This window comes from Nocardia sp. JCM 38205 (assembly GCF_058222935.1).
In genome coordinates this window covers 1-26,648 of record NZ_JBYHFL010000008.1, presented here as the reverse complement: position 1 = coordinate 26,648, position 26,648 = coordinate 1, and the positions used below count along the sequence as shown (strand labels likewise).

Sequence of the window (26,648 nt, the reverse complement as noted above, 5' to 3'; positions counted from 1 at the left end):
CGCGGATGGCCGAACACATCGCCGCTCCGCCGGGGGCGCCGCCCGGCGGAGCACGGAAACCCGCGGGGCTGAACTGGGCTGACAATTCACGGGAGACCGGTGCTCAGGATGTGCGGACTACGGATTCCGACCGCGCAGCCAACGGTATTTCCGATGCGTGATGGGTCACAACGGGGGAATTACCGAGTGACTACCTATTCGCGAATGGGTCACCGCCGAGGCCCACCCGAAGCGGTCAGCAGGCGAGCCCCACCGACCCGAGATGTGTGAAATGCGCCGCGATCATGGCGCCGGGCGGTGCCGGCACCGCGTCGGTCATGGCGCCGGTCATCACGATCCAGCCGGGCTCGATCGCATGACCGCGTTCGGCCAGCGCATTCGCGGCCATGGCCAGGGCCTGGGCCGGATGCCCCTGAACGGCCACACCCAGCCCGGTCGCCGCCAGCGCTCCATCGACCTCGAGCAAGCAGGCTTCCAGCGGCAGGTTCAACTCCGCCGGGTTCGCCCCGACCGATCCGGTGCGGAAGTATGCCGCCGAGGCGTTGTCGGCGATCACCTCGGGCAGGGTGAATCGGAAATCGGGGTACCGGCTGTCGATGATCTCGACGCTGGCATAGACGCGATCGACCGCGGCCAGCGCTGCCGCCGCGGTGACGCCAGGCCCGGCCAGGCCTCGGCCCATCACAAAGGTGATCTCGGGCTCGACTCGGGGGTGGATCAGCTGATCCTGCGGCAGGGGCGTCCCGGCCGGTAGCACCATCGCATCGGTGAGCCATGCGGTCAGCGGCGCGGACACACCCATCTGCTGCTGTTTGGCGGCCGAGGTGAGTCCGAGCTTCACTCCGACGATGGTTTCGCCGCGTTCGATGCGCTGGCTCAACGCTTCGTCCTGGACGCGGTAGGCGGTCGCGGTGTCGAGGGCCGGGTACCGGCCGGTGAGTGGCGCCACCGTCGTCCGGTCGGTCTGCGCACGCAGCAACCGGGCCGCGAGCTCCTCCACCGGCACGCACGGATCGTCGATGGTGTCGGGCACTGCTGGTTCTACGGTCACGATCGGCTCCAGAGGTTGTTGTCGTGGTCTCGGACCGATTCACACTGACCTTCATCGCGCGACGGGTGAACGATCGTGGTCCGTCCCACGGAACGTCCGGCAACGCCCCGGCGGGTGCGGATCGGAGTTTGCCGGCCAGTGGAACGCGCTGATTGCTCACGGCCTGCCCAGCGTCGAGCCTGCTGTCACCACAGCGGACGACGGAAAGGGATTCCATTTCATGGCCACGTTGGCGATCGATGGTGTCGAGATCTATTACGAGCAGCACGGAACCGGGGATGAGGTGCTGCTGGTACACGGCGCCGCGGCGTCCGGACGCTGGTTCGGCGAACTGATCCCGCGACTGGCCGCGCACTATCGGGTGATCGTTCCCGATCTGCGTGGACTCGGCCGTAGCCAGCGGGTGGCGCCGCTGACTCGACCGCAGACATGGGTAGCCGACCTGTGGCGGCTGCTCGACGAGCTGGGGCTGGACCGGGTCCACGTCGCGGGGGTGTCACTCGGCTCGCGCATCGCGGGCCGTCTCGCACTGGAGAACGCTGCCCGGGTCCGGACACTGACGGTCGACGCGCCGATCGTCGGTCTCAGCGTAAGCGGCAACGCCTCGCTCAACACGGTGTTCACGACCGTCGATCCGGACAGCGCGCAGGCCGAGGAATGGCGGCAACTGCACGGAGCGGATTGGCGTGACGCCGTGGATTTCTACGCGAAGACACGCGGCACGGCCGAATTCCAGGAGTACTACACGCTGCGTCCGAATCTGACGAAGATCACCGTGCCGACGTTGGTCTGCCGCGGCGATCTGGACGACGCGATCCACCCCGTCGACGACGCGTTCATCTGGCACAAGCAGGCTCCGGACACTCAGCTGTTCATCGCGCCCGGACTCACACAGTCCTCGGTGATGCTCGAGCGTGCCGAACAGTTCGTCACCGAGTTCGTTGCTTTCCAGCAGCGGTGCGCTGCGGACCCGGACGCATGAATCGGGTTCTGCTCACCGGCTTCGGCGCCTACGCCGAGGAAACCGACAATCCGAGCGGGGTGATCGCGCGGCGATTCGACGGTGCCCGAGTCGAGGGCGCCGACGTCGTCGGCCGTGTGCTTCCGGTCGCCACAGAGGAAGTGCGCGCCGTGCTCGTCGAGGCAATAGACGAGATACGCCCTGACGTCGTCCTGGTTACCGGCGTGGCGCCGGGGCGGGCGAGCCCGGCTGTCGAACGAGTCGCGATCAACATGCGGGACTTCCCGATACCCGACATCGACGGCAACATCCCCATCGACCGCCCGATCGACGCGAGCGGACCGGACGCGTACCTGAGCACCTTGCCGATCAAGGCCATCGTCGACGGCTGGCATTCGGCGGGCATTCCGGGCTACGTCTCGAACACGGCGGGCACTTATCTGTGCAACCAAACGATGTATCTCGCGCGCCACCTCTGCTCGGCCCGCGCCGGAATGGTGCACCTCCCCGCGACGCCGGCCAGGGCGGCGGCGGAACTACCGCCACCGCCGTCCATGTCGCCATCGGATCTCGAAGAATCTGTGCGACTGGCCATTTCGGTGGCGGTAACGCATCGAGGACCGGATCTCCATCTCGGTGCCGGTGCGATCAGTTGATCCGAGGACATGCGAAATGACCGAATTCACCGAAGAATCCACCAGTCGTTACCTCGAGGTCGATGGCAGCGCCGTGCACTATCACGACGTGGGGTCCGGCCCGCCGTTGGTCTTCGGTCAGGCCTTCGGGCCCTTGCCCGGTACCACGGCGTGGCTCACCTATCATCGTGTCCTGGTCGATCTCGCGGCGGACCACCGCTGCGTGCTCGTCGACTATCCGAACTTCGGCCGCAGCGCAGCCCGCGAATTCCATGAGCCGGTGCACGATTTGTACGCTCGCAACACCCTCGCCGTGTTGGACGAGCTCGAATTGGACGCCGTGACGCTGATCGGAGTCTCGACGGGCGGCACCGTTGCTATTGATCTCGCGATGACCGCGCCCGAGCGCGTCGAACGGTTGGTCATCGGTGGCTGCAGTGCGTCCACCGGTGGCGACCCCTATCTGCTCGGTCCCGCGCCGACCGAGGTCGGCCGGCTGTTCGACGAATGCCAATCGAAGCCGCCTGACCGTGCCAACATCGCGCGCCTGCTGCGCGCGATCGTGCACGACCCCGGCACGATCGACGATGGGCTCGTCGAGCAGCTGTACCGGTGGCGGCGCCGAGAACCCGAGCATGCCGACACCTGGAACCGGTCGACGATCGTGGCACGCAGCAATATCGCCGCACTAGCCGAGGTCGCTGCGCCGACGCTGATCGTGCACGGTCGCTCCGACCGCATGGTTCCGCTCGAAGGTGCGTTGATGCTGCTGGGGCGGCTGCCCGCCGCAGACCTGGTCGTGCTGAACAACTGCGGGCACTGGTCCCCGTTCGAACGGCCGTCCGCGTTCGTCGCGGCGGTCCGCGCGTTTCTCCGGCGATGACGCGCCGCACGTTCCGGCATGCGGATCGTCGCCGTTGTCCGGCGTTGGGAGTCGGCCCAAGCTGCATACATTCACCGGAGCCAGCGGTTTCCGGTTTGATCCACCAGGAAGGCAACACCGAACATGACTGAAGTTGTCGGGCTCGGCTACGTGGGCCTCACCGCGACGGATGTGGAGGCCTGGCGCAGCTACGGCACCGAAATCCTCGGCCTGCAAGACGTTTCCGTCGCAGAAGAAGCCGGCGAGGACACTGTCCTGCTGCGGGCCGATGAGCGCGGCTGGCGATTCGCAATCCATCGTGGCGAGGCCGGCGGAGCCGCGTATGTGGGCTGGGAAGTGGCGAACCGGTCCGCACTGGAGGCAGTCAGAGCCCGCCTGGCTACCGCAGGTGTCGCCACCGAAGACGATCCGTCCTGTGCCGCCGAACGCGGCGTCGAGGAACTGTTTCGCTGCGCCGACCCCGACGGCCACCGGCTCGAGTTCTTCTACGGCGCTCGTGTGCCGAAGAAACCGTTCGTCTCGCCACGCGGTGTCCGATTCGTCACCGGCGACCTCGGCCTCGGCCATGTGTTCTTCTTCGTCACCGAGCTCGCCGCGGCCAAGCGGTTCTACCTCGACGTTCTCGGCTTCCGCCTGAGCGACACCATCGAATTCCACGGCCGCAAGGTGCACTTTCTCCATGTCAACCCGCGCCATCACAGCCTCGCGTTCGTGGAGAACGAGGACCTGGCTCCGGCACTGGGTCATTTCATGCTCGAGGTCGACGACATCGACGACGTCGGCCGTGCGCTGGACGAGGTACACGCCCACGGCGTCACCCTCACCGAGACGCTCGGCCGTCATTCCAATGACCTGGCGATCTCGTTCTTCATGAAGAACCCGTCGGGCTCGGAGGTCGAATACGGCTACGACGGCCGCCTGGTCGACGATGCCACGTGGCGGGTCTCGAATTACGACGCGACCAGCCTGTGGGGGCATCACCGTGATTGACGACCGAATTCGCACTCGCAGCCGCCATCAGCACATCGCCGGGGTGCACCGATGACCGAAACCTATGTGGTCGTGGGTGCGAGCCTGGCCGGCGCCCGTGCTGCCGAGACACTGCGCGCCGAGGGCTTCGAAGGCCGTATCGTCCTGGTCGGCGACGAATTCCATCTGCCCTATGACCGTCCACCACTGTCCAAGGAAGTGATCCTCGGGCGGAAGGAGCCCGAGCAGACGCATCTGCATCCGGCCGAGTTCTACGCGAACAACGACATCGAGTTGCTGCTGGGGGTCCGGATGACCCGATTGGCCCCGAGTGAACGCCGGGTCGAGCTCGACAGCGGCGCGGCACTGCGAGCCGATAAGGTGCTCTTGTGCACCGGCACGGCACCGCGTCGGCCGGATATCGCGGGCCTCGATGTGGAAGGCGTCCATTTCCTCCGCACTGTCGATGACGCGATCGCGATCCGCGACCGTTTGCGGGCAGGCGGATCGGTGGTCATTGTCGGCGGCGGCCTGATCGGCATGGAACTCGCGGCGTCGGCGGTCTCAATGGGCAATGCGGTCACCGTGCTCGAACGTGAGGCGGGACTGCTGCGCCGCGTCCTGGGTGCGCAGATCGGAGACCGGCTGGCCCGCTGGCACTCCGAGCGCGGGGTGTGCATCCGAACCGGCGCCGAAATCACCGGCTTATCGGGGAAAGGCCGGGTGCGACAGGTCCATACCGCCGACGGCGCAGCCATCGACGCCGACCTCGTGGTGATCGGCATCGGAGTAACGCCCGCCGTGGACGCAGTAGCAGGTGCCGGTATCGACATCGAAAACGGGATCGTCGTCGATGAATTCGGTGAAACCTCGGTGCCGGGGATCTACGCCGCGGGCGATGTCGCCTGCCGGGCCGACAGACGCTCGGGGCGCAGGATTCGGCTCGAGCACTGGCAGAACGCCCAGAACCAGGGCATCGCCGCGGCCAGGGCCATGCTCGGCAGGCGCGAATCCTCCGACGAAGTGCCGTGGTTCTGGTCCGATCAGGGCGAGGTCAACATCCAGGCCGCCGGCCACATGCGCCCGACCGATGCGGTGGTGTGGCGCGGTGAGCCGGAGTCGATGGAATTCACCGCGTTCCACTTGCACCAGGGCCTACTGGCCGGCGTCGTCGGCGTGAACCGCAGGCGTGAGGTGCGCATGGCGATGAGCATGATCGGCAAACAGGCGCGACCGGATCCCGCTCTACTCGCCGATCCCGCCGTCGACCTGCGTGGCATCGGGGACAGCGCAGTACGCACGCGTGGCGCCTAGCGTCCGAAAGGAGAGACAGATGACATCGACAGAGCAGTCGGAGAGGTTGGTCCGGGTATGTGCGGTCGGCGACCTCACGCCCGGCAACGTCACACGTGTGGACACCAATCCACCGATCGCGGTCTACAACATCGACGGCGAATTCTACGCGACCGCGGATTGGTGCTCACACGACAAATCCTCACTCGCGGATGAAGGATTCATCGAAGACGGTCAGATCGAGTGTGGCTGGCATTTCGCGAAGTTCTGTATCAAGACCGGAGCCGTCACGGCGCCGCCTGCGTCGGAGCCACTCGCCAAATACGCCGTGCAGGTCGTCGACGGCGCCGTGTACGTCGACATCGGAAGCTGAATTGTCGTTCCGGCGCCCAGAACATCGGGATCGACCGTTCCCGGCTCTGGTGATTACCTGTAGGACAACGATTTCGACGTGTAACTGAAGGGAGATGATCGTGGCCGTTGCTGCCGATTATCTGCAATCGTTGGTGAATTGGAAAGAGGGCCGTATCGGGCCCGAGATCTTCGTCAGCGACGAAATTTACAAAATGGAGCAGGAGCGCATCTTCGGTCGCAGCTGGTTGTTCCTCGCCCACGACAGCATGATTCCGAACCCGCACGATTTCTTCGCGACCTATATGGGTGGTGACCCGGTGCTGGTGGTCCGTCAACCCGACGGAAGCGTGCGTGCCTTTTTGAACGTCTGCCGCCACCGAGGTATGCGTGTCTGCCGCGCCGAGGAAGGTAACACGCGGTCGTTCATGTGTACCTATCACGGCTGGACCTATGACAGCGCGGGCAAGCTGGTGGGCGTCCCGAATCTGGAGGACGCCTATTTCGACAAGCTGTCGCTGGAGGACAACGGCCTGATCCAGGTCGCGCAGGTCGACTCCTACAAGGGCTTGATCTTCGGCAACTTCGACCCGGCGGCCCCGTCACTGCACGAATACCTCGGTGCACTGAAGTTCTATATCGACGGCTGGGTCGACCACGCCGAAGGCGGTATCGAGGTGTTGCCGGGCGCGATCAAGTGGACGATCAACGCCAATTGGAAACTCGCGGCCGAGCAGTTCGCCGGCGACACCTATCACGCCACCACCAGTCACCTGTCCTCGCTGCTGTCCTTCGGTCCTGGATTCGATGCCAAGGACGGCGCTCATGTATCGCTGCGCGAAGGTCACGGCGAGAGCTTCCTCTTCGAACGCCATACTCGCTTCGCCGACGATCCGCTGGGCCAGTACAACGAGAAGAAGCGCCGAATCGCGCGGGAACGGGTAGGCGATCGTGCGGACATGGTCGCGAATTTCAACGCCTTCCCGAACTTCGCCGGACTACCGGGTTCGGCGAATCTCCGGGTCTGGCACCCCAAGGGCCCGACCAAGTTCGAGATCTGGTCGTTCACCGTGGTCGAGAAGGACGCTCCCGAAGAAGCCAAACGGGCACAACAGGTCTCGGCATCGTTCACCGAGGGCGCAGCCGGTGTCGTGGAGACCGACGACGGCGAGAACTGGGGCATGATCGGTGGAGTCCTGGAACAGGGCTACCAGGCCCGCAAGATGGCATGGAACTACGAAATGGGGCTCGGGACCGGACGTGAGCATCCGGAGTACCCGGGAGAGTACTTCGACTCGTTCTTCGGTGAAGCCGGCCAGCGCGGCTTCTATCGGCGATGGCTGGAGTTCATGACGACCGAAGCCTGGCCGCAGATTCCGCCGGAGGAACGCACCGATGCCGCACCGTTTGCCGCGGCGAGCGCGACGGAGGCAGTCCGATGACCGTCGACCAGGTTCTCGCGCCCACGACCGGCGCGGAAATCGACACTGTCGTCCGGCAGCACCGCATCGAGCAGTTTCTCTACCATGAGGCACAGCTGCTCGACCGGTGGCAGTGGAGCCGCTGGCTGGAGCTGTTCGCCGAGGATGTCCTGTACTGGATGCCGGTACGCAAGAACCGGCTGCGCCGCCAGCGTGACCAGGACGAGGTGCCCAAGGGCATCGAAATGGCCCACTTCTACGACGATTACGAATCTTTGCGCATGCGGGTGAACCAGATGCACTCCGGTACCCATTGGGCCGAGGATCCGCCGTCACGGTGCAGGCATCTGGTCACGAATGTCATCGTTGCGCCGCGTGCGGACGGCGGACAGGCCGATGGGGCCACGGAATTCGATATCACGTGCAATTTCCTGGTCTACCGGAATCGGCTCGAATCGGAGACCGATATCTGGGCAGGCGAGCGCCGCGACGTCCTGCGCGTCGACGGCTCGAGTTTCAAGATCGCCAAGCGCACGATCCTGCTGGATCAGAACGTCGTGCAGTCGAAAAACCTGAGTGTGCTGTTCTAGCGCGCCCGAAATGGAGAGGGATTGCCATGGTAGCCCCCGATATCGATCGCACTGCCGATCTGGCACTGCACGAGGTCCTGCTCGACCGCGCCCGTGAACTCGCGCCACGGATTCGGGCGCGAGCCGCCCGAACGGAGGCCGAGCGGGCGGTGCCCCGTGAGTCGATCGACGAGATCATCGCGGCAGGCCTCGGTGGCCGCATTCTGGCCCCACGTCGCTACGGCGGTGACGAGTTGTCGCTCGACACGATGTATGCCGTAGCCGTGGAACTCGGACGGGCATGTGCGTCCACGGCGTGGTGCGCCGCGTTGCTGCCCCACGATGCCCATATGGTGGGGTACTTTCCGCGGGTCGCGCAGGAGGCGGTGTGGTCCGACGGGCCCGATACGTGCATTGCCGCCTCGCTGGCTCCGGCCGCCACCGTGCACAAGGTCGACGGCGGATACCGATTGACGGGCAGGCACGGCTTCGCCAGCGGGGTCGACCACGCATCGTGGGTGATCGTGAGCGGCCTGATCAAAGATGCCGGGCGCGCGGCCAATCACCATTTCCTCGTGCGGCCGGGCGACTACACCATCGACGACGACTGGTACGCAGCCGGAATGCGCGGCACGGGGAGCAAGACGATCGTTGTCGACGATGTCTTCGTGCCGGATGGTTTCGTCGTGCCGGCCGCGGCGCTGGTCGCCGGCGAGGGGCCGGGCAGTGAGGTCAATCAAGGCCCGCTCTACAGTCAGCCGCTGGCATTGCATGCCGGCCTCACCTTCCTCGGCCCGATGATGGGCACCGCACTGGATGCTTATGACCACTTCGTGGAGTGGGCACGTGGCCGGGCGCAGACCTCGGGCTCGGAAGTCGTCCAGGAGGCGGTCGCGCGCACCTCCGCCGATCTGGAGCTGGCCGAGCTGGCGATCCAACAGGTTCTCGATGCGGCCCGTGCGCCGGGCCGACTCGAGCTCGCCGACCGCGCGCAGATACTGCGCGACTACAACCGCGCCGCCGAACTTCTGACCGGCGCCGTCGACAGGCTGTTCGATTTGAGCGGAACCTCAGGCTTCAAAGACAGCAGTCCGATGCAGCAGAAGTGGCGAGACATCCACATGATGGCCAGTCACGTCTCCTTCACCCGCGCGAACTTCCAGCACTACGGCCGGGTCGCGCTCGGGCTCGAGCGCGACCCGAAACTGGTCGTGTTCTGAGGCCGCGTCGGGTGCCGCGCCCTTCCCACTCATCCAGATCCCGGAAAGTAGTAGATCCATGGCGGCTGTCAGCCAACTCAGTTATGTCGTCGGGACGTCGAGCGATGTCCCGGCCTGGAAACAGTATGCGACGGAGGTGCTCGGCCTCGAGGTCTCCCGCGATAGCTCCGATCGCTTGCTCTACGTCCGAGCCGACGACCGTCATCACCGGATCGGGGTGCGGCCCGGTCACGAGGACGACGTCGCTTACGTCGGATGGGATGTCGCGTCGAAGGCAGCGCTCGAAGCTGCGGCCGCGCAGCTGGACGCCGCAGGTGTCGAGGTGACGGCCGGATCCGCCGAGGAAGCAGCCGACCGGCGGGTTATGGAATTCGTCTTCTTCACCTGCCCGTATTCCGGGGTACGCATGGAGTTGGTGCTCGGGCACGAGAAGCTTTTCCTGCCCAAGTTCCGGCCCACACGCGACCTCGCCGGCTTCAACACCGGCGATATGGGCATGGGACATGTGGTTCTCTACGCAGCCGACGTCGTCGCAGCGGCCGACTTCTACTGCCGAGTACTGGGTTTCGGCGTCAGCGACTTCGCCCATATTCCTGATGTCGGGCCGTTCGCCGCGTTCCTGCACTGCAACGCTCGCCACCATTCGCTGGCGTTCATGAATATCCCGGAAGCTACGCGCCGCATCCAGCACGTGATGTTCGAGACGGTCAGCATCGACGACGTCGGGCACAGTTACGACCTCTGCGTCGAACGCGGTATCACCTCGACCTCGACGGGCCGTCATCAGAACGATCACGTCTTCTCGTTCTATTTCCGCAACCCCTCGGGGTGGCATTTCGAGTACGGCTGGGGACCGCGGGTGGTCGACCCGCAGACCTGGACCACCGAGAACTACGCGCTGGGTTCGGGCTTCGCCTGGGGCCACGACGGTCTGATGAAGATGGTGTGAGGAGATGTCCGAGCCGGCTACCTCACCGTTCATCGTCGGCCTTGGCGGAACGCTACGGCCGGCGTCTTCCACCGAATCGGCCCTTCGCATTGCCCTCGACGCTGCCCGTGAGCACGGCGCCCGCACAGCACTTTTCGGTGCGTCGACGCTCGCGCGGCTGCCCATGTACGATCCCGACCATCCGCCGGTGGCCGAGGCGCGCGAGTTGATCGACGCGTTGCGCATAGCCGACGGCGTGGTAATTGCCTCACCCGGATACCACGGCTCGGTGTCGGGCTTGGTGAAGAATGCCCTGGACTATGTCGAGGATATGCGCGACGACGAGCAGCCGTATCTGTCCGGCCGCGCCGTCGGCTGCGTCACCACGGCATACGGATGGCAGGCCGCCGTGACTACGCTGCAGACACTTCGCAGTATCGTGCACGCACTGCGCGGCTGGCCGACACCTTTGGGCGCGGCGATCAATTCCGCGGCGACGCGAGTGGCATACGGCCGGCAGCTCGACGAGCCCGTTGCGTTTCAGTTGCGTACGGTGGGCCGGGAGGTGTGTGCGATGAGCGTTGCGCCTTCGACCTCGAATTCACTCACCGTCGCCGTCTCGGCCGAATAGCGTTTGCGCCGATAATCTCGCCCCGGCATCCGGAAAATCGGATGCCGGGGCGAAGCCGTAGGGCTACGTCGCATCATCGAAGATCGAGAAGCGTTTTCCAGCGGTCAGGCCACCGTCGACCGCGAGCACCGCGCCGGTGATATAACTGGCATCGTCCGAGGCGAGAAATACTGCCGGCCGGGCGATTTCCTCGGGATCGGCGTAACGCCGCATCGGGCACATATCCTCGATCATTTTCTCGTGGCCCGGAACGCGATCCAGATAGTCGCGAATGCGTGGAGTCATCGTGCTCCCCGGACAGACCGCATTGACGCGGATCCCGTCCGCCGCGTAGTCCATTGCCATGTTCTTGGTCAACAGCAGCACCCCGCCCTTGGCCGCGCTGTAGGCAGCGCAGCGGTTCTCGGCGAGCAGGCCGGCGGTCGAGGAGATGTTGACGATGCTGCCGCCGCCGGAGCTGCGCATGTGCGGGATGACGAGCTTGGAACAACGATAGACCGAGGTCATGTTGATGTCGATCATCCGGTACCAGTCGTCGTCCGCCATCTCGTCGACCCGTCTCGGCAGGCTGGCGCCGGCCACATTGAACAGGGCGTCGACGCCACCGAACGCGTCGAGGGCGACGGTAAGCATCGACGTGACGGAGTCCGGATCGGTGACATCTGCGGTGGTGGCCACCGATCGTCCGCCGAGACCGCGCACCTGCCGTGCTGTTTGCGCTGCGTCCTCGGCCCGGAGATCGGCGGCGACTACCGCTCCGCCGCGTGCTGCCCACTCGATCGCGATCGCGCGCCCAATTCCCGCGCCCGCCGCGGTAATCAATGCCGTGCGACCGGCCGATCGCGGGCTGCTCATATGTGAGTTCACGTCAACTCTGCCTTTCCAGCGTGTGGCACAACGTTTTTCGAATAATTGAGGGGTTGACCCGGGCGGAATCAAAACATAGGATTTTCGACACCGGCAGAGAAATGTTCTGTGTGCCGGAATCGCCAGGGCAGCTTTGTATGTTGTCGCATCCGCCGACCAGCGTTGCCCGTTACGAATCGATGCGGAGGCCGGCGCATGGCGCACGCGACCGAAACGGAAATATCGAGCGACTACGAGCAGGTTCGGGCGGTGATCGCCGCAAAATTCACCAACCCGCTCGACCTTCCGAAGGAGATCTTCTCCGACGAGCTCGTATACAAGGAAGAACTGGAAAGGATCTTTTACGGGCCGTACTGGCACCCGGTGGCGCACCGCGCCGAACTGGGGGAGGTGAACAGCTTCAAGACCACGTGGCTCGGTGAGGTGCCCATCATCGTCAGCCGGGGGCCACGAGACCGGATCCGTGCTTTCATCAACACCTGTACCCACCGGGGCACGCTGCTGGAACAGCGGGCAGCCGGCGTGGCGACAGAATTTCAATGTCCGTACCACAGATGGCTGTTCAACAGCGACGGTGAGTTCTGCGGTGCGCCGGGCGAGCGCGAGTTCCGTTCCGACTTCGACCGGAAGGACTACGCGCTGCCGGAACTGCGAGTAGCCGAGCTGGCCGGGCTGATCTTCGTGACGAGGCATCCGGACACTCCACTCCTGGAGGCATTTCTCGGCGCCTGCGCCAACCCCGTGCGCGACTGTCTGCTCGATGACGGCGATCTCACCCTGCTCGGATACCAGAAGGTCGTCTACAAGGCGAACTGGAAAACATACTTCGACAACGACTTCTACCACGCGCCCCTGCTGCACACCGGTTTTCGGATACTCGGCTGGCAAGGAGGCAAGGGGGAGGTGCGCATCACCCAGCCGGTGGGACACTTCTCGGTCGGCTACCAGAGCACGCCGTACGTGGACAACGGTTACCTCGCCGATCCGAGCGTCGTCCAGTTTCGCGGTACCGATGATCGCGCCAGGGTGGTGGCCTTGCGGCCGGTCACGGTAATGACCAAACACGTCGACACCATCAACGTGCGATTCGCCCGGCCGCGCGGCGTGGACCGCACCGAAGTGGACTACGCATTCTTCGGGCATGTCGACGACAGCCAGGAGTACCGGGAGCATCGTGTCCGTCAGGCGTCGAATCTGCTGGGGCCCAGCGGCTTCATCACGATCGAAGACGCGGCGGTCTTCAACCGTCAACAGCAGACGGCTCGGGACGGAACGCTTGCGCGCTTCGTCAAAGGCGTCGACGGACGTCCCGAAGACGCCACCCAGAACGACGAGATCGGCAACACCGTCGGCTGGGCCTACTACCGGAAGGTGATGGGTTTTGATCGTTGAGACCGACCAGGAAGTCCTGGCTGTCGACGAGTTGCTCGGCAGATACAGCGATGTGGTCGACGAACAGGACTGGCAGCGCTGGCCTGATCTGTTCGCGTCCGAATGCTCCTACACCGTGCACACTCTCGACAACCTGCGCCGCGGGCTACCGCTGGCCTATATGTACGACGACAACCGCGCCCGCGTGTTGGACCGGGTCAAGTTCATCACGGAGGTGTGGGCGGGCACGGTGGAGCCGTACGGTACCCGCCACGTCACGCAGCGCACCCGAGCCACGCGCCTCGACGACGGACGCTGGCGTGTCCGGGCGCATTTCCAGGTCAGCTACACCGAGAACGATGTGCTATCGGGGTTGCTCGCCGCCGGATACTACGACGATCTGATCGACTTGTCCGCCGGTGACCCTCGCTTCGCGCAGCGTCGAGTCTGCCTGGACAGCATGCCGGCGCGATATCTCGTCTATCCGCTGTAACTCCGAGATGGAGATCGATAGGTCTCTCACGAGGGGCCGGGTCTCCCGGCGACTCAGCCACTGGAAGCGCTCGAGGGCCTCACCCTGAATCGGGTGAGGCCCTCGGACTCGGCGGCGGGGGCCGCCACCTCTGCTCACATCAGCGATGTTGAGGCTCACGTGTTCCGCCCGCAAAGGCTTCCGCACGTCCCGGAGCGAACCAGGTTCGGTAGAACACGATCGACAATGCGGTGAGCGCGCCGAGGATCGCGATACCGAAGGGGAGTGGGTGGGTCGCCATCGGCATCGCGAAGTAGCGGATGCACAGCAGCACTGCGGCGAAAGTGGCTGTTCCCATCGCCACCACCAGCACGCGCTGACGGTCCCAGCCTCGGCCGGGGTCGCGCAGGGCGGACTCGATGGTCAGGCAGAATGCGGCGCCGGCCACGAGGTCGAGGCCGTAGTGGGCGCCGAGGCCGAGGGTCGCGGTGAGGGTGCACACCAGCCAGAAGGCGCCACCCCAGCGCAACCAGACAGGTCCGCGACGTGAATGGATGAACAGGGCGAGGGCCCATGCGGTATGCAGCGACGGCATGCAGTTACGCGGTGTGATGGCGTCGAACGGCATCGATTCGACCGAGATGGGGAGCGCGGGAACGGTATTCGGCCAGACGTCGGCGAGTTCCATGCCGTTTCCCCATGGTCCGAACGCGAGCACGGGCCCGACGACCGGGAAGATCACGTAGAAGATCGGGCCGATGAGACCGATCGCCAAGAATGTCCGCACCAGGTGGTGCTGCGGCCACCTACCTGTGGTCACGCCGCGTAACTGCCAGACGGCGACGACGATGGCGGCCACCGGAAGCTCGAAGTACACCCAGCGCACCAGCCCCGTCGGCACCGGCCCGGCCAGCTCGAGCGCATGGCCGACGATCCAGGACGGATTGCCGAGCGCGCGATCGGCCACCTCCACGTACGGGTCGAGCACCTGCGGACACGCCCAGGCCGTGACGTCCAACCAGACATCGCCGACCTTGGTCGCGAGGATGAGCAGCGCGCCGAGCGCGATCATGTGCAGTGCCGTGCGTCGTCGCGCACCACTCCACCGCAGGGCGGCGATCAGCGCCAGCGCCGTCAGCACGATGGTCGGTCCGTTGCCGACGGTGAAGGGACGGCCGTCGAACGCCCGAACCGCGACGAAGACGAGGTCGATGGCGACCGCGGCCGCGAGTGCGCTCACCCGCACCCGGCTGGTGACACCGACCAGCGCCAGCAGGAAGCCCGCCCACGGCGTCGTCGCCGACTTGGGCGTTCCGATGTAATCACGAACGAGGCTGGTCAACGGGCCGAGAGCGTGGATGTGAACGGCCATGAGCTGACCCGCGACGAGTACGAGCACAGCGGCGGCGATGCCGCCCCACACCACGAACGGCGAGAATCGACGCTCCCGGAGTTGTTCGACTTCCGCCGGCTCCGGAGGTGAGGTCGAACTGCCGTGCGTGTCGTGAATAAGCATTCGGACATCGTAAATACTCGGTGAACACGGCTTGACGGGACGCTTGACGGAGACCGTCGGTGGGTGAAAACGCCTGGGCGGCAGGAGGGGACGTCGCCGCGAGCTGGTGGCGTCACCGCTGGTCAAGGCTCCGGTATCGCGGACGAGCTCGGTACGTCGTCGATGTGTACGTGGTGCGCTCCCGCGGCGTCGAGATGGTCGCCCTGGATGGACTGGCTGTGTGCCAGTAGGGCGTCGTAGTCCACGGCGGCGCCGCGCATGATCGTTTCGATGGCTCGTTCGGCGTCCTCGTCGTCGAGATGGTTGCCGAACAGGGCGCGGTAGTGCACGAAGGCGGCGATGAGGTCGAGCATTCGTTCGATGTCCACATCGTCGCGCAGGTCGCCGCGGTCGACGGCGCGAAGCAGCATCTCCCGCACCGCCTTACGTGATGGCTCGATCACGGTGTCGAGGTATCGTCGGCGCAGTTCGGGATCGGCTGCGCATTCGGAATACAGGGCGCTGTACACCTCGGGGGCGATGGTGCGGTAGGCGGCGAGGAACAGGGTGAGGCCGTCGGCGATATCGCAGAGCGTGCATCCGGTGTCGGGTGGCAGCGGGGTGTCGAGCCGGCTCTCGATGGCGGCGAGGACGAGTTCGGGCCGCCCGGACCAGCGTCGGTAGATCGCGGACCGGGTGGTGCCGGCACGGCGCGCGATCTCCCCGACACTCACGGCGAAATAGGCGCTGTTCTCCAGGAGTTCGAGGGTGGCCGCGGTGACGGCGGTCGCGATGCCCGCGTCGCGGGGGCGACCGCCCGGCCGTCCGCCACTCGTGTGCTGCGCATTCGTCATAACGGCCAGTCTACGGATTCGTTACAGACAGAATCGTAACGGATACTGCTATGCTTCGAGTTGCGTAACAACACAGCTTGTAACGAAACCGAGGAGGCGCGATGAGCGCACGCGAACAGACCCTCCCGTCGAGCCGCCCGGCCCGAGCGACCCTCCGTGAGTGGCTGGGTCTGGCGCTGCTGCTACTGCCGATGCTCGCGCTGGCGACCGATCTGACCGTGCTGTTCTTCGCCCTGCCCGCGATCAGCGCCGACCTGGAACCCAGCTCTTCGCAGCTGCTGTGGATCACCCACGTATACGGATTCCTGATCGCCGGGTTCCTGGTCACGGCCGGTCGCCTCAGTGATCGCATCGGCCCCCGCCTGCTGCTGTTGATCGGATCGGCGTTCTTCGCCGTACTCTCCCTGGCCGCCGCCTACGCACAGACCGCGGAGGGGCTGATCATCGCCCGCGCGGCCCTCGGAATCGCCGGTGCCACCCTGATGCCCGCCCTGTTCTCCTTGCTGCGCGCGATGTTCGGTGACGATACGCAACGCCGCCTGGCGATCGCCATCGCCTTCAGCGCGTTCACCGTCGGTGGGGCGATCGGTCCGGTGCTGGGCGGGCTGCTCCTGGAGTATTTCTGGTGGGGCGCGGTCTTCCTCGTGAACATCCCGCCCCTCGTTGCGCTGCTGCTGGCCGGCCCGCGGCTGCTTCCCGAACGGGCGGAACGCAATCGCACCCGCATCGATCCGATCAGTGTCGCCCTGTCTGTCACGGGAATGCTGGTGATCGTCTACGGCCTCCAGGAGCTGGCCGCAGGGCGATCCGCGGAAGGTGGGCCTGTGTGGCTCCAATTACTGTGTGTCCTGGCGGGATCCGGAATCCTGGTGTTGTTCCTGCGACGCCAGGGCCGGATACGCGAGCCGTTGTTCGACCTCGCGATCCTCGGCAGCCGGCAAGTGCGGGTAGCGCTTGTGACGCTGCTGCTGATGGGCATCGGCGTGACGGGCATGTTCTATCTCTTCACGCAGTACCTGATGCTGGTCGCCGGGCTGACGCCGCTGCGAGCCGGCCTGTGGACGTTGCCGTACATCGTGGCGAATATCGCCGGCGCGATGCTGGCGCCGGGCCTCGCGCGCCGGTGGCCGCCGGCGATGGTCGTGGCCGCCGCGCTACTCGTCGCCGCGGGCGGTGCGGTCGGATTGGCGGCGCTCGCGGGCCCGGCCGCGTCGGCGGCGCCGATCGTGGCGGCGATCTCCGTGGTCGGGTGGGGTCAGGGCGCGGCGGGCGCGTTGGTCAGCGACCTGATCATCGCCGGCGCGCCCGAAGAGAAGACCGGCTCGGCGGCCTCGGCGCAGGAGGTCGGCGGGGAGCTTGGCACGGCCCTCGGTATCGCCGCGGCCGGTGTGATCGGAATCGCCGCGTACCGGCATTATCTGACGGGCCATCTTCCCGGCACCGTGTCCGGGTCGGTCGGTCGAGCCCTGAGTTCTGGCATGCACGAAGGCGTCACTGTGGTGGGCCGGCTTTCGGTCGGCGACCCCGTGCTGCCCGCGGTCGTCGATGCGGCGGTCGGCTTCGGGATCCAGGTGTTCGCCGGGATCGGCGCGGTCGTGCTGGCACTGACGGCGGGGCTGATCCTGTACGCCCACCGAAACGAACAGCGGCGGGCACGCCCCGTCTGCGTCGGATGAGAGGAACCGAGATGGGCCCGGTACGGCAGATGCGGAGGTTTACTTCCGACGATGTGCGCGCCTGGGAACGGATCGACGGCGGCATCCAGCTCGGTGCGGCGGTGGATGCCGACTATGGCCGATTGAGCGCCGGTTTCGCCCGGATGGCCGTCGGTGCGCGTGCCCCGCTTGCCGCGCCTTACGAGGAGGTCTGGATCATCATGGCGGGGACGATGACCATCGACGGCGCGGACGATGTTGTCGCCGCCCGCCCGGGAGATCTCATTCATCTGAATCCGGCCACTCGCGGCGAATTCCGGATCGACGACGATCTGGAAATGGTCGCATTGGCCTACCCGCCCGCCTGGGATATCGACCGCGGCGCATGGGAATCGGCCGTCGCGCGATCGACCGAAGGTCCTGCGGCGACGGTGTTCTCAGGCGAACACGCTGCCGCCGGGCGGCACCACCGGGTGGGGCAGGCGTCGCTCGTGCCCGCGGTTGCGGGCAGGTCGGCGGAGCCTCGGTTAGGCATCGGCTTCAGGCGGACGCCCGCGGCAGCCTCCATCGAGTTCCGTGTCCCGCGTGATTCGGTAATCGTGGCTGTCGAAGGGCAGTTCACGATCCACGTCGATCACAGAGCCTCCGAGCACCGTGCCGCCGCAGACGGCGGATCCTACCTCGCCGTGCGCCGAGGACAATTCGTTTACTTGCCGGCGGGGACCGGCGGCACCCTGGTGACCGACCCCGGCTCGGCGATCGCGTGGGCGCACCTGCGCCACAGCACCGCCGAACCACCGGCGTGACCGCACCGGATCACGGCACTGGCGCCAGGTGGCAGATCGACATCGTGCCCGCCACAGCGTCCGCGTCGTCCGGCGTCAGGGCAGCGGGATTCCGCGGACATTTTCCCGCGGCATTCGTCGGCCGCGACGCCGAAGGTGATGAACGGCAGGATCTGTCGTACGGCGGCGGACAGTTCGCCGCCGCGGTTGAGTGGGATCCGCTGGGTGTCCAGGCAGGCCAGGATCATCAGCGCGGCGGCGTCGGGTCTTGGTCGCTGCGGAAGCTGCCAGCGGCTATGCCGCCGGCGAGGATTTCCCGGAGGCGCGCGGTCCGTCGACGTTTCCACGTCGATCACGCCTACGACGGCGTTGCCGGGCCGCCGGTCGGCTCGGCAACGCCGTGGAGGTGGCTCGGACGCCATACTCACTGTTCGCTGTGTGATGAGCGGCCTCGGGAATCCCTCATGGAGCCAACCGCCCGACCGATCCGATACGCTACAGTTGCGTATCTGAATTACGGAAGGTGGCACCGTGTCGTTCACAGCAGGCGAGCTCGGGTTTCTTCGCACCCAGCCGATCGGCAGGTTGTGCACGATCAGCGCCGCGGGAGTGCCGCAGATCCGGCCGGTCGGCGTGCATCTCACCGCCGACGGCACCGGCATCGAGATCGTCGGTCATGCGCTGGCGAGCACCCAGAAGTGGCGCAATGTACTGCACAACCCGCGGGTGGCGTTCATCGTCGACGTCGTCGAGTCGGTCACTCCGCCGGTGGCCTATGGAATCGAGGTCCGCGGTGTCGCGAGCGCGCATCCCGGTGCCGGATCGACCGAGGGCGGGCTCAGTGGCGACGTCCTCCGGATCGCCCCGCGCCGAATCCTTTCCTGGGGGATCGACGGGCCCGGCACGCACGCCCGTAACGTCTGAGGCCCGGTGCGCGCGTCGCACCTTCGAGCGAAAAGGATCACCGCCATGTCGAAACCGGGACGCCCGCGCAACGCGGACCTCGATCGCGATCTGCTCTTGGCGACCCAGTCCCTGCTGGCGGAGGTGGGTTACGACCGGCTGACCATCGATGCCGTGGCGGGCCACTGCGGTACCGCGAAAACCACGGTCTACCGGCGCTGGCCGGGAAAACCCGAACTCGTCGCCGATGCGATCGCACTGCTGCACAGCATCGATCCCGTCCCGGATACCGGGGACCTGCGCGCCGACCTGGTCGCCCTGGCCGCGGCCTGGCATGATCCGGACAGCCGCCGCGACGCCGTCGTCGGCGGATTGCTCACCGCGATGAACCGCGAGCCGGCTCTTCGGGAAGCCGTCCGCGCCGCGATCACCACGCCGCACCTCGACGCATTCGCCGCCATTGTTGCTCGCGCGGCCGATCGCGGGGAGATCGCCACCGGCCACGATCTGGGATTGATCGGTTCGCTGTTTCCGGCACTCACCTTTCATCGCATCACCGTGCAGGCCGAACCGGTCGACAGCGCGTTCATCGAACGCGTCATCGACGGTCTCGTGCTGCCTGCCCTCGCGGCGCCCCCGTTGGGCGTCACTTCCTAGTCGGCGCGATTCGATGCGAGAATGCGATGGCGTCCGAGCAGCGCGTTCACCCACGTTCGCCGGCTGTTCGCGCCTATTCTCGGGAAGCGACCTGCCAGCTGTCGAAAGTTCCGTGAGAGGAGCGCACAGTGACGGACTACGGGCGTGATCTCCAATTCGGGGTATTCGTCAATCCCGCCGTCGCGAATCTCGGCAACACGCTCGAGGTGGCCGAGCTCGCCGACGAATCCGGCTTGGATTTCATCGCGGTGCAGGACCATCCGTATCAGGCCCGGTTCCTGGACGCGTGGGCCCTGATGTCGACGCTGCTGGCTCGTACGCAGCGGGTGCGGGTCGTTCCGGACGTGGTGAATCTCCCGTTGCGTCCGCCCGCTGTGCTGGCCAAGTCGGCGGCTTCACTGGATGTGTTGTCCGGTGGACGTTTCGAGCTCGCGCTCGGGGCGGGCGCGTTCTGGGAGGCGATCGCGGCGATGGGCGGTGCGGCCAGATCGAAGGCGGAGGCCGCGACCGCGCTCGAGGAGGCGGTCGAGGTCATTCGGCTGATGTGGTCGGACCAGCGGGCGGTGCGTTTCGATGGCCACTTCTACCGACTGTCCGGCGCCCATCCGGGTCCGCGGCCCGCGCATCCGATATCGATCTGGCTCGGGGTCTCCGGGCCGCGTTTGCTGCGGCTGGTCGGCCGGCGAGCCGATGGCTGGATACCCTCGAGCACCTACATTCCGCCGAGCGCGCTTCCGGAGCGCAATGCCGTCATCGATCAGGCCGCACGGGAGGCCGGCCGGGACCCCGGGTCGATTCTGCGTGGTTACAACGTCTTCGGAGAGATCGGCAGCGCGGAATCGGCGCAATTCAGCGGTCCGGTCGATCAGTGGGTTCGGGAACTCACGAGCCTTGCCACCGAATTCGGGATGGACACATTCTTGTTCGGCCACCCCGCCGACGACGTGACCCAGATCCGGACGTTCGCCGAGAAGGTCGCCCCCGCGGTCCGATCAGCGGTCGCCGCTCGTCGAGCTGCCGGCTGATCCGCCGTCGGCCTCACCTGGAGCGCCGCCACTTCGATCCGGCCGGGGGCAGGGGAGTGGATTCGGCTCGCCGTTGACGAGCCGAATCCGCCGGTTCACCAGCCGGAGCCCGAACCGCCCGATCCGGTGTTGGCGAGGATGGTGCCGATGATCATCTGCAAGATTCCGGCGACAGAGCCGACATATTCCACGGTCTTCCTCCGCTTCTCATCGCCGATTGTCCGGCGTAGCTGGAATATAGCCAGCCAGGTTGCGAAATGTGTGAGTTTCACAAAAGTGGGCGTGCGGCGGTCGCGGTCAGGTTCTGTCGAGGCCGGCCTCGCGTAGCCGGTGGTGCAGTTCGCTGTCGTTCAATCTGGCGAGATAGGTGTTGTAGGCGGTGGTCGCGGGATCGTTCTCGATGGGGATTCCGGCGCGGTCGGGCAGCAGGCCCGGCGGCAGTTCCCGAGCTGCAGTGGCTTTCAGGCGTGCCGACGTCGATACGGCGGTGGCGAAGGCGCGTTGCGGTCGTCGGTGGGCCCAGGCTGCGACGATCAGGAACAGACCGAACAGCGGCCACAGCAGCGCATAGCCGACGTTGTGGTCGAGAGCGATCGCGCCCTCGAGCCGGAACCACTGCCACGCGCCTACCGCCGTGCATCCGACCGCCGCCACGGTCAGTAACACCGGGGTCAGCAGCGGTCGCGTAGAAGGAGGACTTGCCACACCTCATGTGTACTACAGCGCGTCGCACAACCGCCTGGATGGTTGTCGGGCGACCTCGTGCCGTGAGGCTGGATTCGGTCGGGTCGAGAGTACGGGGTGTTCTGGCCATCGAGGCCGGGCCGCCGCCTGCGAGCGCATATTGGTCGCGCGCAAATCCTCTCGTGGCAAGGGGATTCCGTCACGCCGCGAGCTCGAAACGGCTCGCGGCATGACGACTCACCGAGTCGTCTCGTCGGCCAGGCGTTGCAGGTAGCCGGCGAATCGGCGGCGGTCCTCTTCGCTCCACGTTGCGGTGAGTTGTTCGAAGGAGCGGCGCTGCCAATCGCGGGACGCGGCCAGCAGGTCGAGTCCGCTGTCGGTGAGTTGAACGACGGCTCGGCGACGGTCGCGTGCGGATTCTCGGCGCGCGAGATATCCGGCCACCACGGCGTCGCGCACCATCCGGCTGGCGCCGGAGTGATCGAGGCCGAGCTGCTCGGCGACGTCGGTGACGGCCGCCTCCGTACCGCTCTGAAGAACCGCGGCGACGGCTTCTACGACCTGGATGTGCTGCACCCGCCGCAGCTCTCCGTCCGGTTCCTGGGCGACCTGCGCGAGAGCCTGGTTGCTCCAGCGGCGCGACCAGAAACGGACCAGCCGAAACAGCGCCGGACCGCCGTCGACCGCGTCGCCGCTGCCTGTCTTGGGCGGAACGTTCCGAGGATCACGTGTACTCACCCTCGACATTGTATGCGTTCCGCACCTATATTTGTATGCGTATCGCATGCAAATGCTCATGACTCAGGAGGAAACGATGCCCATCGTTCTCAACCACACAATCGTCCCGGCGACCGATAAGCGGATCGCGGCAACGTTTTTCGCCGACCTGCTGGGACTGGCGGTATCCGCTCCGACCGGCCCGTTCATCCCCGTCCACATCAACGACGATCTGACCTTCGACTTCGACGATCGCGCCCGATTCGCCCCCGGCCACTACGCCTTCCTCGTCGACGACGAAACCTTCGACGCAGTGCTCACGAAGCTGGCAACATGGCCCGCAGTCGATTACGGCTCCGGCCCGGAACACGGCTGGGACCGCCAGATCAACCACCTGTCCGGCGGCCGCGGCGTCTACGTCCGAGACCCGGACGGTCACAGCTACGAGCTGTTCACCGCGGTTCCGTGAGTCGGCGCTCACCGCACCCCGCGCGCACCGGCCTCCATCTGCCGGACAGCGCCGCCCACTCTGTGCCACTCCCTCCGAAGTGCCCTCTGACCAGCGGATTAGCTCTCCAGACACCCCCTGAGGTAATCTCTTCGAGCGCCCGGAAACGCGGCGCAACGGGCTGTGGCGCAGTTTGGTAGCGCACTTGACTGGGGGTCAAGTGGTCGCAGGTTCAAATCCTGTCAGCCCGACAATCAAGAAACCCCCTCTGACCTGCATCAGAGGGGGTTTCTTCATTCCCCGACGACCCTGAGAGCGGGACCAGAACGGGACCGCAGGTGCTTGGAGAGTTTGTCACCAGCCCCGACGATCTCGGATCGGTCCGGGTGTAGATATCGCTCAGTGGTCCGGCTGTCGGCGTGGCCGGCTATCTGTTGGAGCAGATGCAGACTCACCCCGGCATCGGCCATCCACGTCAGGCCGGTGTGCCGAAGATCGTGACGCCGAAGGTGTTCGTATCCGAGCTTTTCCACGACCTCATCCCAATGGGTTGCGTCGCGGAGAACCCCAGTCGCGATGCGTCCACCGCGAGGACCGACGAACAAACGGGCGTCAGGGTTGGCCCCGGCACGGTCGAGCCGCTTCGCGACGATCTCGCGAACTTCCTCGATCAACGGCACGTATCGCGCACGGTTACCCTTGGTGCCCTTGTCCTCCAGGCCGCCCGGTGAGGGTGTCGTTTGCCGACGCACTCGCCATGTCCAGGTTTCGGTGTCGATGTCTCCGACGCGGCAGCCGGAGACCTCCCCGATTCGCGACGCTGTGCAAGCAGCAAAGATCACGACATCGCCCCAGCCCTGATAATGGCCCGCCGAACGTGCCACCAGCGCATCGGCCAGGGTCACCAGCGCCGACCAGTTGGGCAGCGCGAGCGAACGCGGATCGTCCAACTCGTCCTCAATCTGCTCGTACAACTTCTGCCAGCCACGAATGCGAGCCGGATTAGTCTCACGGAGGTTGTCGCGCTTTGCCTGTTCCATGACCCGGACCAGCACGGCAAGGCTGTTCTTCACCGTCGATTTTCCGGCCCCGTCACTGATCCAGCCCACTACCGCTCGGTCAACCGCCCCGTTTGTCATCATGGCGACCGGCAGGTGGCCCAAGGTGGGCACTACCCGCTTCCGCCAGCCAGCCATGTACGGATCGCGGGTCTTCTTCTCCAGGCCCCGAAGCGCCATATCCATGTTCGCGTTGCCGTAATCGGCAAGCCGCATGGTGGCTGTCTTCGGGTCGACGCCCTGAGCCGCCTTGAGCTCAAGATTCGCAATCCACTGCTCCGCCTCTTCGCGCGTCTCGAACGGCTCAGACACCGAATGCCGCTTCTTCGTCACCGGGTCAACCCAACGAACTCGAGCTTTGAAATGCCGGCGCCCGTAGTCCTTCCGCTCCTCGATGTCTGACGAAAGGCGGACGCCCACAGGTATATTCGGAACCTTGCTCATTACGCAGCCACTTCCGTGGGATCAGTTCGCCGACTTTGCAACCATGCCTCGATATCAGCGGCGGCATACTTCACCACGCGCGCGGACACCCGGACAAACGCAGGCCCGTACGGCGGATTCGCGGTGCGCCAGCGTCGCAAGCTGGACGGATCGATACCGAGTACCAAGGCTAGTTCTGCCGTCGTATACCACTTCCCGTCAACCAACCGAGTATCCATCTTTCTCCCCTTACCTACGCTGCTGACTGGATTGCTGAAAGGTCTTGTGTGTCTGGTGGTGCCGCTGCGAGCAGGGCATTGGTGTATTGGGCGCGCCAGGCGGTGCGTTGGGCGATGGCGGCCATGATCAGGTGATCGCGTGGCGGCACGGATTGGTCGCCGGGCTGGACCGGGCTGACCCGCAGGTGTGAGGTGTCGGGCTTCTCGATCCCCACTCGGGCGAGCAGTTGCCGAACAAACTCGGCCCGATCCTGCTTGTGGTCTGGGAGGGTTTTGCCGGACCAGCGTCGCGAGACCAGGACCCGGCGACCGGGCAGGCCGAGGGTGTCGCGGCGGTGGGCTTTGCCTCGGCATTTGCCGGGGATGGTTTTGTCGCTGGCGCCCTTGGGGACGATGCCGTAGCGCAGCCAGACACCGCAGCGCGGCGAGCACGGGGTGTATTGGAGCTCGGCGTGGAGGCGGTCGTAGTGCTCGGCGGCGCGCTGCGAGCGTGGTTCCACGATTTCGGCGATGGACTTGGTCAGGTACTTGGTGACGTAGCCGATGTGCCGGTTCACCTCCTGGGTGCCACCGAGCACGCCCCGGATGTGTTTGCGGTCCATCTGCGACCCGAACCGCACCGTGTGCGCGGGCGGCAGCTCATCGACGGAGTCCATGATGTCGAGAGCCTGGTCCCAGTCGGTGAGCGGGCGGCGGGTGTCGGGGTCGACGAAGGTCATGGCGGCCGGGTCCCAGACCGGCATCCGGTCGCCGGTGTACTGCTCGTGGTCGAAGTGCGGCCACCACACCTGGTGGTAGGTGGCGGCGGTGACCTGGCGCAGCAGATCACGCGAGATCGCACCCCGAAGCAGGATATGCAGGTGCGGGGCACCGCGTTTCTGCGGTTCGACCGAGGCGAAGTACTGCACGTCATAGCCCACCGCACGACGCAGGTTCTGGATCCAGCGATCCACCAGGGCGGAGAAGTGCACGATGTCACGGGCAGCCCGCTGATAGTCGTACTCGTCGGGGCGACGCGGGGACCCGTCCGAGCAGGGCATACCGTCCGGGCCGGTCGCACCATCAGGGTTGATGGCCCCGTAGGAGGGCATGGTCAGGGTGACGAACATGGATGGCCGGTGGCCGGAGAACTCGCGGCCGATGGTGGTGCGGGAGACCTTGCGGCGCGGCAGGTTCGGCGCGTCCTGGCGGCGGCGGGTCGAGCGGGTGCGGCGAGTGGCCGGCCTCTCGTCCAAGGCGGGCAGGCGGCCCCGGAACCCGGAGTCACGCAGTTCGCGGTCAAGATCTTCGATGATCTCGCGGATACCGGCCATCAGCTCGGCATCGTCTTCGGCCTTCGCGCCCTGGTACTGGTTGAACAGATCCGAGCGGGCGGCGACCAGATCCGTCTGTTGCTCGGTGGGGTCCTTGGGTTCTTCGACGGGTTCGGCATCCAGGTGCCAGCCCTCCCGGCATTGGGTCATGCGCAGGTAGCGGGCCTGCTTCGCACACGCCGGGCACACCGATTCGATGGTGGATTTGCAGGGGGCGGCGACGTAGGAGACCGTCAGGGTCTTCGGGTCTTCGACCCGCATCGGGATCGGCCGCTTGCACACATCGAACTTCTCGGCGGTCGCTTCGGCCACGTCCCGGAAGTCGGGCAGGGCGCGGCGTTCGGCGGCGGTCTGGCGTTGCGGCACATCAACACTGGTCGTTTCCATCAGGCAGCCTCGTTCTTGTCCTTGGTCCAGTGGTCGACTCGGGGGAGGATCACGGTGGCGGCGAGGGCGTCGGAGCGTCGGAAGGTCAGGTCGTAGAGGCCGGGTCCGGCCAGGCTGGCGTGGCAGTCGAGAGCGCCGAAGGCGTGGCAGAGGTGGGAGGTGCGGTTGTCGTAGTCGGCGGGGCATTGGCCGTCGAGCATCCGCACCCGCACCCGGTCGGAGAACTCCCCGATAGCCACCGTCACCAGCCGTGGAACCTTGGTCGACTCGCCCTTGGTGACAGCGAGGCCGCAGGCGGTGAGTTTGCGGTCCCAGCGCAGCCGGTAGCGCCACCAGGTCAGAAACCGGGTCCGGGCACGCCGGGCCACCCAGCGCTCGAACAT

28 protein-coding genes, 1 tRNA gene and 1 pseudogene are annotated in these 26,648 nt (G+C 65.9%); 20 read left to right on the top strand and 10 right to left on the bottom strand.

Features of this window, described 5'->3' with window-relative positions; genetic code table 11:
• Nucleotides 1-235: 235 nt before the first annotated feature.
• The gene (locus AC4HOU_RS25225; protein WP_416383107.1) at nt 236-1,051 is read right to left on the bottom strand and encodes a 2-keto-4-pentenoate hydratase; all 816 of its coding nucleotides are present in this window, start codon (nt 1,049-1,051) and stop codon (nt 236-238) included.
• 220 nt (nt 1,052-1,271) lie between these two features.
• Here AC4HOU_RS25225 and AC4HOU_RS25220 point away from each other — a divergent pair, with 220 nt between their 5' ends.
• From AC4HOU_RS25220 to AC4HOU_RS25170, 11 genes are all read left to right on the top strand, one after another.
• Nucleotides 1,272-2,033 (top strand): alpha/beta fold hydrolase, encoded by a 762-nt coding sequence (locus AC4HOU_RS25220; RefSeq protein ID WP_195021705.1) that lies wholly within the window; start codon nt 1,272-1,274, stop codon nt 2,031-2,033.
• Nucleotides 2,030-2,668: a pyroglutamyl-peptidase I gene (locus tag AC4HOU_RS25215; RefSeq protein WP_195021637.1), complete on the top strand. Its 639-nt coding sequence runs from the start codon at nt 2,030-2,032 to the stop codon at nt 2,666-2,668. The genes AC4HOU_RS25220 and AC4HOU_RS25215 overlap by 4 nt, the downstream gene beginning before the upstream one ends.
• A 16-nt stretch (nt 2,669-2,684) precedes the next feature.
• A complete protein-coding gene (locus AC4HOU_RS25210; protein ID WP_195021638.1) occupies nt 2,685-3,530 on the top strand; it encodes an alpha/beta fold hydrolase in 846 nt (281 codons plus the stop codon).
• Nucleotides 3,531-3,653: 123 nt separating this feature from the next.
• Nucleotides 3,654-4,520, top strand: a complete 867-nt coding sequence (locus AC4HOU_RS25205) for a VOC family protein (protein ID WP_195021639.1) — start codon at nt 3,654-3,656, stop codon at nt 4,518-4,520.
• A 51-nt stretch (nt 4,521-4,571) separates the two neighbouring features.
• Nucleotides 4,572-5,813 carry an NAD(P)/FAD-dependent oxidoreductase gene (locus AC4HOU_RS25200; protein WP_490725441.1) on the top strand — a complete coding sequence of 414 codons (1,242 nt, stop codon included), beginning with the start codon at nt 4,572-4,574 and terminating at the stop codon, nt 5,811-5,813.
• 19 nt (nt 5,814-5,832) lie between these two features.
• Nucleotides 5,833-6,165 (top strand): non-heme iron oxygenase ferredoxin subunit, encoded by a 333-nt coding sequence (locus AC4HOU_RS25195; protein WP_195021641.1) that lies wholly within the window; start codon nt 5,833-5,835, stop codon nt 6,163-6,165.
• A 94-nt stretch (nt 6,166-6,259) separates the two neighbouring features.
• Entirely contained in the window at nt 6,260-7,585 is a 1,326-nt protein-coding gene (locus AC4HOU_RS25190) for an aromatic ring-hydroxylating oxygenase subunit alpha (protein WP_195021642.1), read from the top strand.
• Nucleotides 7,582-8,154: an aromatic-ring-hydroxylating dioxygenase subunit beta gene (locus tag AC4HOU_RS25185; protein WP_195021643.1), complete on the top strand. Its 573-nt coding sequence runs from the start codon at nt 7,582-7,584 to the stop codon at nt 8,152-8,154. The genes AC4HOU_RS25190 and AC4HOU_RS25185 overlap by 4 nt, the downstream gene beginning before the upstream one ends.
• 26 nt (nt 8,155-8,180) lie before the next feature.
• Nucleotides 8,181-9,353 (top strand): acyl-CoA dehydrogenase family protein, encoded by a 1,173-nt coding sequence (locus AC4HOU_RS25180; protein WP_195021644.1) that lies wholly within the window; start codon nt 8,181-8,183, stop codon nt 9,351-9,353.
• Between the two features lie 58 nt (nt 9,354-9,411).
• Entirely contained in the window at nt 9,412-10,302 is an 891-nt protein-coding gene (locus AC4HOU_RS25175; RefSeq protein WP_195021645.1) for a VOC family protein, read from the top strand.
• Nucleotides 10,303-10,306: 4 nt separating this feature from the next.
• A complete protein-coding gene (locus AC4HOU_RS25170) occupies nt 10,307-10,912 on the top strand; it encodes an NADPH-dependent FMN reductase (RefSeq protein WP_490725439.1) in 606 nt (201 codons plus the stop codon).
• A 63-nt stretch (nt 10,913-10,975) separates the two neighbouring features.
• Here the strand turns inward: AC4HOU_RS25170 and AC4HOU_RS25165 are convergent, their stop codons facing one another.
• On the bottom strand, nt 10,976-11,767 hold the full coding sequence (locus AC4HOU_RS25165) for an SDR family NAD(P)-dependent oxidoreductase (protein WP_195021647.1): 792 nt from the start codon (nt 11,765-11,767) through the stop codon (nt 10,976-10,978).
• A gap of 207 nt (nt 11,768-11,974) precedes the next feature.
• Here AC4HOU_RS25165 and AC4HOU_RS25160 point away from each other — a divergent pair, with 207 nt between their 5' ends.
• Both AC4HOU_RS25160 and AC4HOU_RS25155 read left to right on the top strand, forming a co-directional pair.
• The gene (locus tag AC4HOU_RS25160; protein ID WP_195021648.1) at nt 11,975-13,171 is read left to right on the top strand and encodes an aromatic ring-hydroxylating oxygenase subunit alpha; all 1,197 of its coding nucleotides are present in this window, start codon (nt 11,975-11,977) and stop codon (nt 13,169-13,171) included.
• Complete coding sequence (locus AC4HOU_RS25155; protein ID WP_195021649.1) at nt 13,161-13,643, top strand: aromatic-ring-hydroxylating dioxygenase subunit beta; 483 nt, start codon at nt 13,161-13,163, stop codon at nt 13,641-13,643. Before AC4HOU_RS25160 ends, AC4HOU_RS25155 begins: the two co-directional genes overlap by 11 nt.
• A 139-nt stretch (nt 13,644-13,782) precedes the next feature.
• Here AC4HOU_RS25155 and AC4HOU_RS25150 read toward each other — a convergent pair whose 3' ends face one another.
• Complete coding sequence (locus tag AC4HOU_RS25150; protein WP_195021650.1) at nt 13,783-15,138, bottom strand: phosphatase PAP2 family protein; 1,356 nt, start codon at nt 15,136-15,138, stop codon at nt 13,783-13,785.
• Between the two features lie 122 nt (nt 15,139-15,260).
• Entirely contained in the window at nt 15,261-15,971 is a 711-nt protein-coding gene (locus AC4HOU_RS25145; RefSeq protein WP_194989362.1) for a TetR/AcrR family transcriptional regulator, read from the bottom strand.
• Between the two features lie 101 nt (nt 15,972-16,072).
• Between AC4HOU_RS25145 and AC4HOU_RS25140 the strand changes: the two genes are divergently transcribed.
• From AC4HOU_RS25140 to AC4HOU_RS25120, 5 genes are all read left to right on the top strand, one after another.
• A complete protein-coding gene (locus tag AC4HOU_RS25140; protein ID WP_194989361.1) occupies nt 16,073-17,647 on the top strand; it encodes an MFS transporter in 1,575 nt (524 codons plus the stop codon).
• Between the two features lie 122 nt (nt 17,648-17,769).
• Complete coding sequence (locus AC4HOU_RS25135) at nt 17,770-18,432, top strand: cupin domain-containing protein (RefSeq protein ID WP_194989360.1); 663 nt, start codon at nt 17,770-17,772, stop codon at nt 18,430-18,432.
• Nucleotides 18,433-18,942: 510 nt separating this feature from the next.
• Nucleotides 18,943-19,335 (top strand): PPOX class F420-dependent oxidoreductase, encoded by a 393-nt coding sequence (locus tag AC4HOU_RS25130; protein ID WP_194989359.1) that lies wholly within the window; start codon nt 18,943-18,945, stop codon nt 19,333-19,335.
• A gap of 45 nt (nt 19,336-19,380) precedes the next feature.
• A complete protein-coding gene (locus AC4HOU_RS25125; protein WP_194989358.1) occupies nt 19,381-19,971 on the top strand; it encodes a TetR/AcrR family transcriptional regulator in 591 nt (196 codons plus the stop codon).
• A 128-nt stretch (nt 19,972-20,099) separates the two neighbouring features.
• Nucleotides 20,100-20,996, top strand: coding sequence for an LLM class flavin-dependent oxidoreductase (locus AC4HOU_RS25120; protein WP_194989357.1), 897 nt, complete (start codon nt 20,100-20,102; stop codon nt 20,994-20,996).
• 297 nt (nt 20,997-21,293) lie between these two features.
• Here the strand turns inward: AC4HOU_RS25120 and AC4HOU_RS25115 are convergent, their stop codons facing one another.
• Complete coding sequence (locus tag AC4HOU_RS25115) at nt 21,294-21,701, bottom strand: transcriptional regulator (protein ID WP_194989356.1); 408 nt, start codon at nt 21,699-21,701, stop codon at nt 21,294-21,296.
• 216 nt (nt 21,702-21,917) lie between these two features.
• A complete protein-coding gene (locus AC4HOU_RS25110) occupies nt 21,918-22,418 on the bottom strand; it encodes a MarR family winged helix-turn-helix transcriptional regulator (RefSeq protein ID WP_280498636.1) in 501 nt (166 codons plus the stop codon).
• Nucleotides 22,419-22,494: 76 nt separating this feature from the next.
• Between AC4HOU_RS25110 and AC4HOU_RS25105 the strand changes: the two genes are divergently transcribed.
• Both AC4HOU_RS25105 and AC4HOU_RS25100 read left to right on the top strand, forming a co-directional pair.
• Nucleotides 22,495-22,866, top strand: coding sequence for a VOC family protein (locus AC4HOU_RS25105; RefSeq protein WP_194989354.1), 372 nt, complete (start codon nt 22,495-22,497; stop codon nt 22,864-22,866).
• Between the two features lie 156 nt (nt 22,867-23,022).
• Nucleotides 23,023-23,096: transfer RNA gene (locus AC4HOU_RS25100), tRNA-Pro, on the top strand.
• 42 nt (nt 23,097-23,138) lie between these two features.
• Here AC4HOU_RS25100 and AC4HOU_RS25095 read toward each other — a convergent pair.
• The 4 genes and pseudogenes from AC4HOU_RS25095 to AC4HOU_RS25080 form a co-directional block, all read right to left on the bottom strand.
• Nucleotides 23,139-24,347 carry a tyrosine-type recombinase/integrase gene (locus AC4HOU_RS25095; RefSeq protein WP_490725431.1) on the bottom strand — a complete coding sequence of 403 codons (1,209 nt, stop codon included), beginning with the start codon at nt 24,345-24,347 and terminating at the stop codon, nt 23,139-23,141.
• Entirely contained in the window at nt 24,347-24,565 is a 219-nt protein-coding gene (locus AC4HOU_RS25090; protein ID WP_324191346.1) for a helix-turn-helix transcriptional regulator, read from the bottom strand. The genes AC4HOU_RS25095 and AC4HOU_RS25090 overlap by 1 nt, the downstream gene beginning before the upstream one ends.
• 14 nt (nt 24,566-24,579) lie before the next feature.
• On the bottom strand, nt 24,580-26,265 hold the full coding sequence (locus AC4HOU_RS25085) for a replication initiator (RefSeq protein ID WP_194988993.1): 1,686 nt from the start codon (nt 26,263-26,265) through the stop codon (nt 24,580-24,582).
• Nucleotides 26,265-26,648, bottom strand: a pseudogene (locus AC4HOU_RS25080) (hypothetical protein); the annotation flags it as partial. The gene AC4HOU_RS25085 and the pseudogene AC4HOU_RS25080, both read right to left, overlap by 1 nt.

Coding starts and splice junctions, on each gene's coding strand:
- AC4HOU_RS25150 (WP_195021650.1), bottom strand. CDS start 15,138: ATGCTTATTCACGACACGCACGGCAGTTCGACCTCACCTCCGGAGCCG.
- AC4HOU_RS25160 (WP_195021648.1), top strand. CDS start 11,975: ATGGCGCACGCGACCGAAACGGAAATATCGAGCGACTACGAGCAGGTT.
- AC4HOU_RS25170 (WP_490725439.1), top strand. CDS start 10,307: ATGTCCGAGCCGGCTACCTCACCGTTCATCGTCGGCCTTGGCGGAACG.
- AC4HOU_RS25140 (WP_194989361.1), top strand. CDS start 16,073: ATGAGCGCACGCGAACAGACCCTCCCGTCGAGCCGCCCGGCCCGAGCG.
- AC4HOU_RS25145 (WP_194989362.1), bottom strand. CDS start 15,971: ATGACGAATGCGCAGCACACGAGTGGCGGACGGCCGGGCGGTCGCCCC.
- AC4HOU_RS25205 (WP_195021639.1), top strand. CDS start 3,654: ATGACTGAAGTTGTCGGGCTCGGCTACGTGGGCCTCACCGCGACGGAT.
- AC4HOU_RS25190 (WP_195021642.1), top strand. CDS start 6,260: ATGATCGTGGCCGTTGCTGCCGATTATCTGCAATCGTTGGTGAATTGG.
- AC4HOU_RS25215 (WP_195021637.1), top strand. CDS start 2,030: ATGAATCGGGTTCTGCTCACCGGCTTCGGCGCCTACGCCGAGGAAACC.
- AC4HOU_RS25195 (WP_195021641.1), top strand. CDS start 5,833: ATGACATCGACAGAGCAGTCGGAGAGGTTGGTCCGGGTATGTGCGGTC.
- AC4HOU_RS25165 (WP_195021647.1), bottom strand. CDS start 11,767: ATGAGCAGCCCGCGATCGGCCGGTCGCACGGCATTGATTACCGCGGCG.
- AC4HOU_RS25125 (WP_194989358.1), top strand. CDS start 19,381: ATGTCGAAACCGGGACGCCCGCGCAACGCGGACCTCGATCGCGATCTG.
- AC4HOU_RS25180 (WP_195021644.1), top strand. CDS start 8,181: ATGGTAGCCCCCGATATCGATCGCACTGCCGATCTGGCACTGCACGAG.
- AC4HOU_RS25095 (WP_490725431.1), bottom strand. CDS start 24,347: ATGAGCAAGGTTCCGAATATACCTGTGGGCGTCCGCCTTTCGTCAGAC.
- AC4HOU_RS25175 (WP_195021645.1), top strand. CDS start 9,412: ATGGCGGCTGTCAGCCAACTCAGTTATGTCGTCGGGACGTCGAGCGAT.
- AC4HOU_RS25105 (WP_194989354.1), top strand. CDS start 22,495: ATGCCCATCGTTCTCAACCACACAATCGTCCCGGCGACCGATAAGCGG.
- AC4HOU_RS25085 (WP_194988993.1), bottom strand. CDS start 26,265: ATGGAAACGACCAGTGTTGATGTGCCGCAACGCCAGACCGCCGCCGAA.
- AC4HOU_RS25090 (WP_324191346.1), bottom strand. CDS start 24,565: ATGGATACTCGGTTGGTTGACGGGAAGTGGTATACGACGGCAGAACTA.
- AC4HOU_RS25185 (WP_195021643.1), top strand. CDS start 7,582: ATGACCGTCGACCAGGTTCTCGCGCCCACGACCGGCGCGGAAATCGAC.
- AC4HOU_RS25210 (WP_195021638.1), top strand. CDS start 2,685: ATGACCGAATTCACCGAAGAATCCACCAGTCGTTACCTCGAGGTCGAT.
- AC4HOU_RS25200 (WP_490725441.1), top strand. CDS start 4,572: ATGACCGAAACCTATGTGGTCGTGGGTGCGAGCCTGGCCGGCGCCCGT.
- AC4HOU_RS25220 (WP_195021705.1), top strand. CDS start 1,272: ATGGCCACGTTGGCGATCGATGGTGTCGAGATCTATTACGAGCAGCAC.